Annotated in this window: 18 protein-coding genes; 10 read left to right on the top strand and 8 right to left on the bottom strand. The window is 33.6% G+C overall.

What is annotated here, in order from left to right; genetic code table 11:
- Positions 1–19: 19 nt before the first annotated feature.
- Both ACEPSS_RS01765 and ACEPSS_RS01770 read right to left on the bottom strand, forming a co-directional pair.
- On the bottom strand, positions 20–859 hold the full coding sequence (locus ACEPSS_RS01765; RefSeq protein ID WP_395317663.1) for an IS3 family transposase: 840 nt from the start codon (positions 857–859) through the stop codon (positions 20–22).
- The gene (locus tag ACEPSS_RS01770) at positions 853–1,158 is read right to left on the bottom strand and encodes a transposase (protein ID WP_395317661.1); all 306 of its coding nucleotides are present in this window, start codon (positions 1,156–1,158) and stop codon (positions 853–855) included. The genes ACEPSS_RS01765 and ACEPSS_RS01770 overlap by 7 nt, the downstream gene beginning before the upstream one ends.
- Before the next feature lie 101 nt (positions 1,159–1,259).
- Between ACEPSS_RS01770 and ACEPSS_RS01775 the strand changes: the two genes are divergently transcribed.
- Complete coding sequence (locus tag ACEPSS_RS01775) at positions 1,260–2,180, top strand: MFS transporter (protein ID WP_395320455.1); 921 nt, start codon at positions 1,260–1,262, stop codon at positions 2,178–2,180.
- A 33-nt stretch (positions 2,181–2,213) separates the two neighbouring features.
- On the opposite strand, the gene ACEPSS_RS01780 is transcribed toward ACEPSS_RS01775, so the two are convergent.
- Both ACEPSS_RS01780 and ACEPSS_RS01785 read right to left on the bottom strand, forming a co-directional pair.
- Positions 2,214–2,579, bottom strand: coding sequence for a winged helix-turn-helix transcriptional regulator (locus ACEPSS_RS01780; RefSeq protein WP_395319641.1), 366 nt, complete (start codon positions 2,577–2,579; stop codon positions 2,214–2,216).
- A gap of 90 nt (positions 2,580–2,669) precedes the next feature.
- Positions 2,670–3,608, bottom strand: coding sequence for a hypothetical protein (locus tag ACEPSS_RS01785; protein ID WP_395319643.1), 939 nt, complete (start codon positions 3,606–3,608; stop codon positions 2,670–2,672).
- 154 nt (positions 3,609–3,762) lie between these two features.
- On the opposite strand from ACEPSS_RS01785, the gene ACEPSS_RS01790 reads away from it, so the two are divergent.
- From ACEPSS_RS01790 to ACEPSS_RS01805, 4 genes are all read left to right on the top strand, one after another.
- On the top strand, positions 3,763–4,086 hold the full coding sequence (locus ACEPSS_RS01790; protein ID WP_395320457.1) for a PadR family transcriptional regulator: 324 nt from the start codon (positions 3,763–3,765) through the stop codon (positions 4,084–4,086).
- Positions 4,079–4,684 carry a DUF1700 domain-containing protein gene (locus ACEPSS_RS01795; protein WP_395319645.1) on the top strand — a complete coding sequence of 202 codons (606 nt, stop codon included), beginning with the start codon at positions 4,079–4,081 and terminating at the stop codon, positions 4,682–4,684. Before ACEPSS_RS01790 ends, ACEPSS_RS01795 begins: the two co-directional genes overlap by 8 nt.
- Positions 4,684–4,833 carry a hypothetical protein gene (locus ACEPSS_RS01800; protein WP_395319646.1) on the top strand — a complete coding sequence of 50 codons (150 nt, stop codon included), beginning with the start codon at positions 4,684–4,686 and terminating at the stop codon, positions 4,831–4,833. Before ACEPSS_RS01795 ends, ACEPSS_RS01800 begins: the two co-directional genes overlap by 1 nt.
- A gap of 343 nt (positions 4,834–5,176) precedes the next feature.
- Positions 5,177–5,314: a hypothetical protein gene (locus tag ACEPSS_RS01805; protein WP_395319647.1), complete on the top strand. Its 138-nt coding sequence runs from the start codon at positions 5,177–5,179 to the stop codon at positions 5,312–5,314.
- Positions 5,315–5,372: 58 nt separating this feature from the next.
- On the opposite strand, the gene ACEPSS_RS01810 is transcribed toward ACEPSS_RS01805, so the two are convergent.
- The 3 genes from ACEPSS_RS01810 to trhA form a co-directional block, all read right to left on the bottom strand.
- Positions 5,373–6,083, bottom strand: a complete 711-nt coding sequence (locus tag ACEPSS_RS01810) for a gamma-glutamyl-gamma-aminobutyrate hydrolase family protein (protein WP_395319649.1) — start codon at positions 6,081–6,083, stop codon at positions 5,373–5,375.
- A 12-nt stretch (positions 6,084–6,095) separates the two neighbouring features.
- Positions 6,096–6,962 (bottom strand): MetQ/NlpA family ABC transporter substrate-binding protein, encoded by an 867-nt coding sequence (locus ACEPSS_RS01815; protein WP_395319651.1) that lies wholly within the window; start codon positions 6,960–6,962, stop codon positions 6,096–6,098.
- A gap of 306 nt (positions 6,963–7,268) precedes the next feature.
- Positions 7,269–7,916, bottom strand: coding sequence for a PAQR family membrane homeostasis protein TrhA (gene trhA / locus ACEPSS_RS01820; RefSeq protein ID WP_395319652.1), 648 nt, complete (start codon positions 7,914–7,916; stop codon positions 7,269–7,271).
- Between the two features lie 226 nt (positions 7,917–8,142).
- Between trhA and ACEPSS_RS01825 the strand changes: the two genes are divergently transcribed.
- The 3 genes from ACEPSS_RS01825 (at position 8,143) to ACEPSS_RS01835 (ending at position 10,092) form a co-directional block, all read left to right on the top strand.
- Entirely contained in the window at positions 8,143–8,586 is a 444-nt protein-coding gene (locus ACEPSS_RS01825; protein WP_395319654.1) for a LytTR family DNA-binding domain-containing protein, read from the top strand.
- The gene (locus tag ACEPSS_RS01830; protein WP_395319655.1) at positions 8,583–9,044 is read left to right on the top strand and encodes a DUF3021 domain-containing protein; all 462 of its coding nucleotides are present in this window, start codon (positions 8,583–8,585) and stop codon (positions 9,042–9,044) included. Before ACEPSS_RS01825 ends, ACEPSS_RS01830 begins: the two co-directional genes overlap by 4 nt.
- A 112-nt stretch (positions 9,045–9,156) precedes the next feature.
- A complete protein-coding gene (locus ACEPSS_RS01835) occupies positions 9,157–10,092 on the top strand; it encodes a phosphate/phosphite/phosphonate ABC transporter substrate-binding protein (RefSeq protein WP_395319656.1) in 936 nt (311 codons plus the stop codon).
- A 53-nt stretch (positions 10,093–10,145) separates the two neighbouring features.
- Here ACEPSS_RS01835 and ACEPSS_RS01840 read toward each other — a convergent pair whose 3' ends face one another.
- Positions 10,146–11,156, bottom strand: coding sequence for a YeiH family protein (locus ACEPSS_RS01840; RefSeq protein ID WP_395319658.1), 1,011 nt, complete (start codon positions 11,154–11,156; stop codon positions 10,146–10,148).
- 111 nt (positions 11,157–11,267) lie between these two features.
- Between ACEPSS_RS01840 and ACEPSS_RS01845 the strand changes: the two genes are divergently transcribed.
- Both ACEPSS_RS01845 and proB read left to right on the top strand, forming a co-directional pair.
- Positions 11,268–12,113: a LysR family transcriptional regulator gene (locus ACEPSS_RS01845; protein ID WP_395319660.1), complete on the top strand. Its 846-nt coding sequence runs from the start codon at positions 11,268–11,270 to the stop codon at positions 12,111–12,113.
- Positions 12,114–12,194: 81 nt separating this feature from the next.
- Positions 12,195–12,983 (top strand): glutamate 5-kinase, encoded by a 789-nt coding sequence (gene proB, locus ACEPSS_RS01850; protein WP_395319662.1) that lies wholly within the window; start codon positions 12,195–12,197, stop codon positions 12,981–12,983.
- Positions 12,984–12,993 lie beyond the last annotated feature (10 nt).

Here is a 12,993-nt window from a genome sequence, read left to right on the forward strand (position 1 = left end):
CGAAATTCGATAATCTTAATTAGGCATTTAATTCTCTGTACTCCACAGGGGATTGATTGCCTAATTTTGTTAATATACGTTCGTTATTCCAAAATTTGATATAATCAGTAATGTATTTAATTGTCTCTGATAAACCTTTTGGTTTATCTTTGATATAAATCATTTCAGACTTTAGTGTGGAATGAAATGATTCGATAATGGCGTTATCAGCTGGAGTTCCTTTTCGGGACATACTTCTGATGACGCCTTTTTTGCGTGCCAAATCAAAATAATCGAATGAAGTATATGTTGCTCCTTGATCACTATGAAGTATTGAACCATCAATATTATCTAATTGGTTTAATGTATCAATAACTAATTTTGTATCTGGATGCTCAGAAAATTCAAATGCAACAATTTCTGAATTATAGGCATCAAGAATTGTTGATAAATAGATAAACTTATCTCCGCATGGAATATAGGTAATATCAGTAGTCAACTTTTTTAATGGAGCATTTGATTCCCAGTTACGATTAATTATATTGTCAAATTGCTTATACGGATTACCAGGCCTATGAGAACGCTTTTGTCTTACTCGACAACCCCAGCCAAATTCAGACATTATTTTTTGAACTTTACTGATACTACAGTTAAAAAACCTATTAAGTATGGCATGAATCTTTCTATAACCGTATAAAAACTTAGTTTTTATACAAATATTTTTAACTTCTGATTCAGTATCAGTTAATTCGTTATCCATTAAATGATTTTTATGATAGTAGTAAGTACTCCTAGAAATTCTAAGTATCTCACAAACACGTTTTATTGGAATAATACCTTTAAAACTATCAATCATAATTATCGTTGATTTATTTACCACAACCTTTCCTTGATTAAATATTTTTTTACAACAGCTAATTCCTCATCTTTTTGTTTAAGTTCTAGCTCATATTTGATTTTTAATGGCAACTCATCATCGCCTTTATGATATTTATATTGTTTACCTGCTGGTTGTCTTAATCTCTGATAATCATTGTTTCTTAGATATTTTCTCCAAGTATAAATTAGTCCATCGCTTTTAAGACCTAATTTTTTACATATTTTTCTTCCAGGAACACCTTCATTTAGAAGCCTTATGGCTTCAAGTTTTGTTTCATATGAATATTTATTATTTACCAAAGTAAAAACACCTCCGAGTTTTAATTAATTCTATCAAGAATAATTAACGAAGATGCTTTTATTTATCTGTTCAATATTATAACTTCAGTTCCATTACTGGAATTTCAATTTTCTTTTTTGGTACTTTATTATGTGGTTTTGCTAGTAACATAATTGAATTTTATGTATACCGGGCAGTTGCAGGTATTGGAGCATCATTATTTGTTCCTAATGTATGGGCATTTATTGGAACTAATTTTAATGGTAAAAAGTTAAATCAAGTCATGGGAATTGTAATGTCCGCTTTGTCACTTTCAATTGTAATCGGTGTCCCATTGGGAACTACACTGGCACAATTAAGTAATTGGCATATGGCTTTTTGGGGTTCTGCATTATTAACTTTATTCGCTTTTATCTTTATTTTATTTGTTCCTAAACAAGTAAATCCAAGCAATCCTATTAAAATTTCATATATGAAGTCTTTTAAAAATGTATTTACGACTAAAAATGCTTTCCCCACCTTAATGATTACATTAACTTGGATGATTGGATTTTATGGTGTTTATACTTTTCTAGGTACTTATATTCAAAATAACTTTGGTTTCGATGTTGCTATGACTGGTTATGTATTTATTGCCTATGGACTTTCTAATTTTATTGCTAGTTTTTTCGGTGGCAAAGTAATGAATAAACTAGGAAAGAAAAAATCGATTAATTTAAATGCAATTTTATCAATTATTTTTATTTTAGGCTTAATTCTTTCTCAAAATAATATTTGGATGATTGTCGTTTTATTAATTTTATTAGCTTTCGCACAAGGATTTGGAGTAACCTCATTAAATGCTTACATTGTTAATGTAGTTCCATCAAATCGTTCAACCTTGATGTCATTTAATAGTTCATTTCTTTATTTAGGATTAACACTTGGATCTGGAATTGGTGGCATTATTTATGAATCATTTGGCTTTGTGGGAGTTTGTTTAATGGCAATGTTAGGATTATTAATTGCTCTACTCATTACAAATTCATTGAAAAAGAAATAATTTAAATTAAAAAACTTATCGTAACGTTTAAATTTAAACGTTATGATAAGTTTTTTCTTCAGCTTTAATATATTTTGCTCCCCACTTATCCATCTTTTTAATAATGGGAACTAATGATACACCTAAATCAGTGAGCGAATAACTAATCATGATTTGGTTTTGATCAGTCACAACTACATTCTTTTTTACAATATCATCTTCAATTAACTGTTTTAACTGAATTGCTAACATTCTTTTAGAGCAATTGTGAATACTGCGATTTAATTCATTAAAATGTAAGTTATTATTCATCAAACGACAAAGAATGATAGATTTCCATTTCCCTGCCAAAATTTCCAAGGTTGTATCTAAAGGACAAATCTCACTATGCTTGTTTTGACTCTTTAATGCTTTGTTCATAAATGTGCCTCATTTATATAATCATATTAAAAATATTTTAGTTTTTTATATTTTAACACCTAAATAAGATAAGCAATTATAAATAATCTTTTATCCTAAAGAACCTAAAATAGATAGTCCAGTAATTGCCACAATTAAAATTACTTCATAGACTTTAAGTTTTTCTTTCAAAATTAAACTGCTGAGCGCCACGCTATATAAAGAAGTCATATTTAGGAAAATCCAGGCAATTCCTGACTTACTAGATGAAGTTGACAGCGTGAACGTTACTTGCGCGAGAATAGTTAAAACCGAACGAGCGGTGTAAATGAAAATGATTAATAATGGCGTTTGTTTAATTGATTTTCTAGAAATGGAAGGATTACTTTTTTGAAGTTTTCCAGCAAGTGAAACAAACGTGATTATCAAACGAAGGTAAATGGTAATTAAGGTAAACACCATTAACGCCCAAACATTATTTTTAACACTCCTTACCAATAACGGCGAAACACCCGCCTGAATAACGATGATCGGAACAATGACTAACAAAGATTTAATTACTAAACCATATCGATTAGTAGTTACTGTATCTTGAGTGGTCATTTTATTTTTAAGTGAAATCATCCCCACTAACACAATTAAAACGGTAGAAATAACCGAAAAGGAATATTGAAATAAACTAAAGTACCCTGTCGTAATGAAAAGTGCAATTGGAATTAACATGTTAGAACTATTGCTCAACATGACCGCATCCATGACCGACCAGTGTTTATAAATATAACTGTAGCCATACGCTACTCCTTGAACTAAGAGTGCATACACGAACAAATTAAACCACATCAATAAATTGAAATCAAACATGACTTGATGAACTTTAATAATCCATACCAAACAAAAAGTCGATAATAAAGCGGCAAAAAAGTTATTGTAAAAGTTTATTTTAAGCGATGATTCTTTCCGATATCCCATTTGATAGCGATCAATAATTGAAATAAAGCCACGAGATAAAGAAGAAATTAAAGCAAAAATTGCGAGAGCTAGAGTCGTCATAATTAAATCCTTTTCATAATAAAAGCAAACGATTACTTTAAGAATAATATAATTGTTTGCTTTTTACAACATTTATTAAAAAGTGACAAGATTTAATTGCTTTTCTAATATTATACGTTATATAATATTAGAAACAAGAAAGAAGGTGGGAACAATCGCAATTCAAATTAGTTCTGAAATTTTAGAAGGCTTAGTCTTATCCTTATTGTCTAAAGAAGATTTTTATGGTTATTCGCTCACTCAAGGAGTAAAAGAATTTTTGCCGATTTCTGATTCAACAATGTATCCCATTTTGCGTCGGTTGAAAAAAAATGATCAAGTTACAACCTATGACAAATCATTTGATGGAAGAAATCGTCGATATTATCAAATTACAGATAATGGGAAAGCACGATTATTAGAAATCAAAAATGATTGGAAAAATCACAAAAAAATTGTTGATAAAGTTTTTAAAGAGGAAGGTGATAAAAATGAATAAAAGTGATGACCAAATCTATATCGATCAATTAAAAAAGAACTTAAAACAACTTCCAAGTAAGGAATATGAAGATGCAATTCAATACTATACGGAATATTTAGAAGATTTAAACACTAGTGATTATGCTGAAATTGTTAAACGTTTAGGTACGCCCAAAAAGCTAGCTCGTCAACTTGAAGCTAATTATTTAATTACCGAGGATGATAATCAAACTAAACAAAGTAAGAAAAAGTCAATTAATCATAACCTTAAATTGATTATTACAATTCTATTGGCTCTTTCTTCCCCAATTTTGATTATTATAGCTGGTTCATTACTAATTGCTTTCTCAGCAACAGTATTTGGAATTGGTTTAGCAATCATAGTAACTTCATTCGTCGGAATCTCCCTATTAGTTGTTGGTATTACTGGAGTGATGTCAAAAGGAATCATTTCTTTATTAGTTGCAGGAGCGGGATGTATCGTAATCGGAGTTATTTTGACATTAACTTCAGCTATTTATTTCATATTTAAATTTATTATTCAAAAAATGGTAGTCTTTTTTAAATTTATTTATGGCCTATATCAAACTAAAATCAATAAAAATGGAGGTATGTAATGAATAAGATTATGAAATGGGTTTTAATAACCGGGATTATTATGCTAGTGATTGGAATTATCATGGGCGGTTTGGGCTATTATCAAGGTGGCGAAATGAAAGGTTTGAAAAAAGCTTTTCCTAATAATCGAATCGAGTTCAATTTTTAATCTAACTTCATTTAAAAATATTTATATTAATTAGGGGTAAAGATAACAAACTTTATTCCTATTTTTTACTAAAAAATTAAATGATTGATCCCATAAATGCTATTATGATAGTGAATTACAAAGCAATTATGGAGGAAACAACGATGAATAAAAAAATAATGCAACAAACTCCGCTACAACCTCTTCAGCGCAAGGAGCAGGGATTCCAGCTGATTTAGATGGTGACTACAGTAATGGAATCACGATTTCTGGCAACATTATTAGTGCTGGAACTACTGATAGTGCAACAGTTGTACAAACATATCAAAAACAAGGAAACGTTTATACTTTAAGCGGAAACCGAATGACTCAGGATAGTGCTACTACTGCAACCAATTCCTTTTCAACCCCTGACAGTGGAACTATCACAAAAAATTCTGATGGAAGTATTACAGTGTCAGGATTTGCCAATCCTAATTTAGATGGAACTTTCTCGAAATAAACGAAAAAAATCCCGAATGACTCAACCTACTTCTAGGTCAATGTCATTCAGGATTTTTTTATTTGGCAGCTCTTTCAAAAAAATCAAGGAAAATCTGTTCTTCTAATGGATCGTTTTCCCACAAAAATTCCGGATGCCACTGAATTCCCATGATACTAGCATCCGCATTTTCCATTGCTTCCACAACCCCATCATCAGAAACCGCGGTCACTCGCATTCCTGGAGCAACCTCTTTCACAGCTTGATGATGTTTTGAATTAACCATTGGATGAATCCCAACGGCATGTGCCAATTTACTATCAGGAACTACTTCAACTGGTCTAATGGCTTCAGTTGAAGGTTCTGTTTGCGTGTGTTCATGCACCTTATCTTTTTGAGATTTCAAATCTTGGTAAAGATTTCCACCTAACGTCACGTTGATAAGCTGGTGCCCACGACAAATTCCTAAGACGGGAATCTGTTTGGCAATTGCTTCATTGATGATTTTCATTTCAAATTCATCATGTGGTAAATAAGTCTTGCCTAACTTATCAAGTGGTTGTTCATCAAATAACGTAGGTGTGACATCATGTCCACCCGGAATAATCACGCCATCGATTTCTTCCAGATAGTTCGCTACCATCTCATTTGGAACTAGTGGAATTATGATTGGAGTAATTCCATGACTCACTAATAAATTGATAAATATATCTGAGGTATAATTCGCATTATTCAAATTGAAATTTTTCGTGGGTAACAAATTAATGTTAGCCGGAATTCCGATTTTCAAACTTTATCACTCCTAGTTTTCAAGGTAACTAACTGGTTTATTAACGTCTAGTTTAGTTCCTTTAAATTTATTTTCAATGTATTTTTGCACTGGTTTGCTGTGGTAAATCTTAACTAATTTCTTGTAATCAGGATTGTTCTTGTTTTTAGCATTCGTTGCCAAAACATTGATGTTGTTCTTGGTTGATTGATCTAATTTTTCGTGGAAAATTGAATCTTTGAAAACGTTCAACCCACTTTGAAGTGCCATGGTATTACCAATTACTACGGCAGCTACATTTTTATCTTTTAATAAACGAGGTCCAATGTGATCATCAACTAACTGTAAATTAAGATCTTTTTTATTGTCGGTAACGTTGTTAGTACCGTAAAGGCCACCTTTAGTATCACCAGTCAATTTAATTAACCCAGCACTTTGTAATAACTTCAAGCTCCGGGAAGTGTTAGCAGGGTTACTTGAAATTGCGATGGTCGCATGTTCTGGAATGTCTTTAACTGACTTGTATTGTTTTGAGTAAAGTCCCATTGGTTCAAGGTAAGTCGTCCCTAAAGGAGCTAGTTTACCATTTTTACTTTGAGCATTAAAGTACTTCAAATAACTGTACATTTGGAAAGCATTGACGTCTACTTCACCATTAATTGTGGCTTTATTTAAAGAAACTCCATCAGCAAAGTCTTTAACCTTTAAGTTAAGGCCGGCCTTTTTGGTTTCAGGCATCTTGGCAATATGTTCCCAAACTTCAGTATCTGGACCATAAGAACCAATCGTAATCGTTTTACTAGCCGTTGCTGATTGATGATGATCAAATTGTTGATAACCGAAAAATCCAATGATTAAAACTAAAACAATCCCAATTATCCATTTTAAACTTTTTTTCATTTTATTTCTCCTTTGTATTTAAAAAACCAGCCAAGCTAACAAGCGTTAACCTAACTGGTTTCTTTTTAAGAAAGCATCTTTGTTATGCGACAAGTCCAGTTAGATTAACCTTAATGTGCATCTAACTGAGTACGAAAAAATCACTCTACTTAGATACAGATGTCGTAACATCCGCATCTAGGCGAACATTACTACCCCATACAAGTACAGTATCCGGTTTCAAGTAAGTTATTTTCGTTTGTCATTCGCTTTCTCCTCTCTTAACTAATACTTAAATTTAACCATGTTCGGTTTTACTAGTCAATCCTAAACACTTAAATAAATCGAAAAATACATCAAAACTGTTCCGAGCATCACAAATATGTGCCAGATAACGTGGCCAAATAAAATTTGCTTAAAACTATAAATCACTGCTCCTAGAGTAAAAGCTACGCCGCCAAGCACTAAGAGCCAAAAGCTTAAATGACTTAAATTGTTCCAAAGGGGCCAAATATCAATTAAACACATCCATCCCATAATTATATAAATAATCGTCGAACCAATTGGATAGCGATTGCCATAAAGTGACTTATAGAGAATTCCGGCAATTGCCATTGCCCAAATGATAATTAACGTGGTCCAGCCTAAGACTCCACCAATGGTCACTAAACAATAAGGAAGATACGTTCCCGCAATTAATAAATAAATCGCTGAATGATCAAAGATTTGAAAAACCTTTTTGGCCTTGGTGAATACCAAACTGTGAAACAACGTGGAAGCTAAGTAAAAAAGCACGAGAATTGATCCATAAATTGAGAAAGCCGTGATTCGCATTGCTCCCCCAACTTGAACTCCGCGTAAAATAATCAACACTAATCCCGCGATACTTAATGCAACGCCAAAACCATGCGTCATGGCACTCAAAATTTCGTCTAAAATTTGATAATTGCGACTTTGTCTAAATTTTTCTATCATATCTAATCCTCTTTTAATTCGTTCGTTGAGTAAAGCATAACAAAGATTCACTAACGAAAGTTAAATCAAGCAATATCAATGTCAAAACTTAAGCATAGCAAGGATTTCAATGTTACAGATTGGGGAAAAAGCACCAATTAAATACCTAAAATAACCAATTATTTAGTATCTATTCCATTTAACCGAAAAATCCGTATGATAAAGGATATTAAAGGAGGGATTTCATTTGAAAGTAAAATTCAACATCGCCAAACAATTTATGGAACCATTTATTCAAATTAACGCTGCAGAAAAAAATGATGATTTACAACAGTTAGCTGATTCCATCAAAAAATTAACCCAGGAGTGGCTCATCACTGGCTACCAAGATCGGCAACAATTTGTCATATCTTTACCACAAATAGTTCGTTTTTATACCGAGAATGGAGTTGTGCTTTGTGAAACCACTGAACAAAAACATTATCGTATTAAAGAACGAATCTATTTTTTGCATAATCACCTTCCCAAGAAAATGTTTTTACAAGTTTCGAGTGCTGAAATCGTTAATATCAATCAAATCGATTATTTCTCGCTCAGTAAAGCTGGCCGTTATCAAATTAACTTAACTAACGGAGCGTTAACTTACGCTTCACGCCGTTTTGTCAAAATCATTAAGGAGGAGTTATCATGAAAAAATTAATTAATAAAATAATTGGAGGAATTGTGGCTGGAATTTTTTACGGCTTCATCATTGCCTTAGGCTGTTCTTTTTATTATCATCTAGCTTATTTCCAACCATCTGGAAATCAATTTGTGAAACAATTTGGAAATAATCTGAATGCAACTGCCGTTTCTGCAGTGATTTGGTCGTTAATTGGTTTAGTTTTTAGTTTATCAACAATGATCTTTAGCATTGAAAATTGGGGAATTACCAAACAAACCATCGTACACTTTATCGTTACTTACACTTTATTTACTCCTCTAGCCATTTTAGCAGGCTGGTTTCCACTTCAATTTAAATTTATGATTTCATTTACCATAATTTTCATTTTCATCTATAGTTGGATGTGGTTTTTCTCTTTTTATAAAGCTAAACAAAACCTAAAGTTACTAAACGACGAAATAAAAGCGCACAAAAAGCAAATTTAATTCGATTACGCTTTCATAAAGTGAACTATTTTAAGATTTGTCCTTGAAATAGTTCACTTTTACTGTTATTATTTTTTTGTAAGCTAAATGACCTAATTCAAAGGAGAATAACATGAAAGTCAATAAAATTGTCAAAACCTTGCTTGCCGTGTCAGCAGTCTCATTATTAGCAGTCGGTTTAACCGGATGTGGTAAAAAAGGAAATGCGGAATCTTCAGATCCAAAAACACTAACTGTGCAATTTGTGCCATCAGTTAACGCCGGTTCAATGGATACGAAAATCAAACCCCTTCAATCTTTGCTTTCTAAACAATTACATATGCCCGTTAAAATGACAGTGGCAACCAACACTAATACCATGGTTGAAGCCCTGGGCTCAAAAACCCTTGATGTTGGTTTCTTACCTTCAGCTGCTTACGTTTTAGCTCACAAACAATACGGCGTAGTTCCTTTGCTACAAGCCCAACGTCAAACTCGTGATGCTAACGAAGGTTTCACTAACAAGCTTACTAACCATTACTACTCTGAAGTCGTCGTTCGTAAGGACAGTAACATCAAATCACTTAAAGATTTAAAGGGTAAAAAGATTGCTACCCAAGATACAACTTCAGCTGCTGGTTACATTTACCCAGCCGTTGAAATGCAACACGAAGGCATTAACTTAAATAAAGATTGTAAACCTTTCACAGTTAAAGGTGCCGACCAAGGAGTTATGTCAGTGGTGAACGGTAATGCCGATGCTGCCTTTGTCTTTGAAGGTGCCCGTAGTATTGCTGCTAAAGATGATCCTAAAGCCATGACTGATACTCGAGTTCTTTACAAATCAACTCCAATTCCAAACGATACGATTTCTGCTCGGAAGGGTCTCTCACCTAAACTTGATAAGAAGATTCAAAAAGCCTTCATCGATATTGCTAAAACCAAACATGGTCGTGAAGTCCTCTTCAACATTTACCAACACAATGGTTACGTTAAGACTAGTGACAAAGACTTTGCACCAATGAAATCTTACATTAAACAATCAAATGATTTAAACAAAAACAAATAATTAATCAGTAGTAAAAGGCCTGTCTCGAACTCATTCGAGGCAGGTCTTTTTATTTATTTAAGTAATAAAGTAATTAAAATAATTGAAGCACCAATTTGAATTAAACCAATGCTACCACCGTAAATCAAGAATTTTTTGCCAGATTGAAGAAAGGCTTTTAGGTTCAACCGTAATCCAATTGCGGCAAGCGCGGTGATTTCACACCAACTACTCAAAGTATGTGCAGCCAATCCCACAAAGTTAGGTAAATGAACCAAACTATTTAACACACAGAAAATCAAGAATCCAATTACATACCAAGGTAAGAAACTGCCAGAACCGTTTCCACTAATTTCTGCATCAGCTTCAAGTTCATTTTGAATTCTAGTTTGGTGAATCCGTCCAAAAATAAATACGACCACAACTAGTAACATAATCCGCATAATTTTGAATAAGGTGGCGAAGTCGACCGTTAATGAATTAACCATACTAGCACTAGCAATTACTTGCCCAACGGATTGAATGGTTCCCCCAATCATGGCACCACGCAGTAAATTGCTACCGCCAAAGGCAAACGTACTAATGATTGGCAAAGCTAACATCAATACCGTTCCAATTAGGTTAACTAGCGTAATGACCATTTCTTTATCGTCATCATTAGCATCAATCACGGGTGCAATTGAAGCAATGGCTGATGAACCACAAACGGCATTTCCTCCGGCCATCAAAAGATAAATTCCTTCTTTGAAATGAAGCATTTTTCCAATTAAGATTGCGGAAATAATGGTAATGGCCATTTGGATAATGACAAATAAAAAGCCAATCCAGCCGACTTTAGCGATTGTTTGAAAACTAATCGTTAACCCCAGTAAAACTACGGAATATTCCAATAAGGCTTTTTCAGAATAATGGGTTCCCTGATTCAAAATTGGTTGTTTAATCACAGTATTTCCTAAAATGATTCCGACAATAATCGCAATCGTTGCCCCACCAAGGTTGGGAATTACTAAGGATAAGCCCTGACTGATAACGGCGATGATAAATGAAACAATTAATCCTGGTAAAATTGGTTTGATTTTTGTCATATGCTTACTCCCTCTCGTTGATTACTTTCTTAGTTTAACAAGAAAACTGTTATTATAGAAATAGATAATATAGATAACTATTATGCAAAAAACTAATAAGTGGAGGATGAAATGTTAAAATATTTTCCTGTTTTTAAAAGTGTCTATGAAACCTTGAATTTTTCGCGTTCTGCTCAGGAACGCTTTGTCTCACAATCCACCATTTCCCAACAAATTAAACAATTAGAAACCGAACTAGGCGTGAAATTATTTATTCGCAAGGGAAAGCGTGAAATCAAACCCACACCAGCCGCTGATGAACTATATACAACTGGTTTAAAAATTTGGGAACAGATAGGAAACTTAGAGCAAAAAATTAGTAAGATGGATTCTAACGAAATTGATTGTCGGATTGGCGTATCGAATACGATTGCTGAAACCACGATTGCCACGATTTTTAAAGCCCTCCAATTACCCAACAACGTTAATTTAACCCTGCAAATGTCAAATTCAACTGAGATTGTAGCGGGGTTAAATCAACATAAATACGATTTTGGCTTCATTGAAAAACCGATTACCACGCCTGGAATTGAACGCTTGGCTTTCTTTAAAGATTATTTAGTTCATGCTGGTGATTTTAATGACTCCATTTGGTTACAACGAGAACCAGGTTCCGGCGTGCGCCACTTTACCGAAGAATATTTAAAACTCAATAACATTACTCCGCAACAGGTTTTTACCATTGAAAGTAATGAAATGATTTTAAAATTTTTACACCAAGGAATTGGCCAAACGATTACGTCTAAGACCGTGCTAAATGATGAAATCCCTTACCAAGAATTGGGAGCTAATTTTAAACGAGATTTCTACTTTTTATCTCAACCCACTTATCAAGTTGATGCTTTAAACGATTTAAAAGCGCAACTCATCCGAGTTTTAAAACAAATCCGTGATGAGCAAGTTGCTAGTGAAAAATAATTATAACTTTTGATACCCAAGGAACGCAATTCCCCGTATAATAGTTTTAAATAAACCCAAACTTTAGACAGAGGAAAAATTATGAATGTCCAAAAACCACGAATTGTTGTCAAAATTGGAACTAGTTCGTTAGTCAATGACAATGGTTCTCTCAAAGTCCCAACGATTAATCGCCTCGCTCGCACGCTCAGTGACTTAAATCAAGCTGGCTATGCCATGATTTTAGTTAGTTCGGGAGCAGTGGGTGCAGGAATGAGTAAACTCCAAATTAAACAACGCCCAACTGATATTGCGGAACTACAAGCATTATCAGCTGTCGGACAAGTCGCCTTAATGGAACTCTATACGCGCGCTTTTAATGCGAATAATCAAGAAATTGCCCAAATTTTATTGACTCGGGATGTGGTTGATTTTCCAATTAGCCACCACAACGTTTTACGGACCATTAACCAGCTCGTTGCCCAACAAGTGATTCCGATTATTAACGAAAATGATCCGGTCTCAGTTGACGAATTTCATCATCAAACTACCTTTGGCGAAAATGATCAACTAGCGGCAATCGTGACTAAATTTATTGATGCCGACGAATTAATCATTATGTCAGACATTAATGGCTTATATGATGCCAATCCCACCACTCATCCGGATGCAAAGTTACTTCGCATAATTTCGCAAATTGATGATAAAATTATGAAATTTGCTGGCGGCAATGGTTCGCAATTCGGTTCAGGTGGCATGGCTACCAAACTTAAAGCAGCGCAAATTATCTTAGATAGTCAGAAAAAAATGGTCATTGTGAACGGAAAAAATCCGGAAATTATCAAAGATGTCCTCAATGGAGATTTTATTGGCACGACTTTCAGCAAATAAGCAAACGGAG

Origin of the sequence: Fructilactobacillus frigidiflavus (assembly GCF_044054575.1) — a bacterium.
Taxonomy (GTDB): Bacteria; Bacillota; Bacilli; order Lactobacillales; family Lactobacillaceae; genus Fructilactobacillus; species Fructilactobacillus frigidiflavus.

What these genes read in the sequence shown, in the direction of transcription:
- ACEPSS_RS01780 (WP_395319641.1), bottom strand. Translation starts at nt 2,579, where the DNA reads ATGAACAAAGCATTAAAGAGTCAAAACAAGCATAGTGAGATTTGTCCT.
- ACEPSS_RS01785 (WP_395319643.1), bottom strand. Translation starts at nt 3,608, where the DNA reads ATGACGACTCTAGCTCTCGCAATTTTTGCTTTAATTTCTTCTTTATCT.
- ACEPSS_RS01795 (WP_395319645.1), top strand. Translation starts at nt 4,079, where the DNA reads ATGAATAAAAGTGATGACCAAATCTATATCGATCAATTAAAAAAGAAC.
- ACEPSS_RS01800 (WP_395319646.1), top strand. Translation starts at nt 4,684, where the DNA reads ATGAATAAGATTATGAAATGGGTTTTAATAACCGGGATTATTATGCTA.
- ACEPSS_RS01805 (WP_395319647.1), top strand. Translation starts at nt 5,177, where the DNA reads ATGACTCAGGATAGTGCTACTACTGCAACCAATTCCTTTTCAACCCCT.
- ACEPSS_RS01815 (WP_395319651.1), bottom strand. Translation starts at nt 6,962, where the DNA reads ATGAAAAAAAGTTTAAAATGGATAATTGGGATTGTTTTAGTTTTAATC.
- trhA (WP_395319652.1), bottom strand. Translation starts at nt 7,916, where the DNA reads ATGATAGAAAAATTTAGACAAAGTCGCAATTATCAAATTTTAGACGAA.
- ACEPSS_RS01830 (WP_395319655.1), top strand. Translation starts at nt 8,583, where the DNA reads ATGAAAAAATTAATTAATAAAATAATTGGAGGAATTGTGGCTGGAATT.
- ACEPSS_RS01835 (WP_395319656.1), top strand. Translation starts at nt 9,157, where the DNA reads ATGAAAGTCAATAAAATTGTCAAAACCTTGCTTGCCGTGTCAGCAGTC.
- ACEPSS_RS01840 (WP_395319658.1), bottom strand. Translation starts at nt 11,156, where the DNA reads ATGACAAAAATCAAACCAATTTTACCAGGATTAATTGTTTCATTTATC.
- ACEPSS_RS01845 (WP_395319660.1), top strand. Translation starts at nt 11,268, where the DNA reads ATGTTAAAATATTTTCCTGTTTTTAAAAGTGTCTATGAAACCTTGAAT.
- proB (WP_395319662.1), top strand. Translation starts at nt 12,195, where the DNA reads ATGAATGTCCAAAAACCACGAATTGTTGTCAAAATTGGAACTAGTTCG.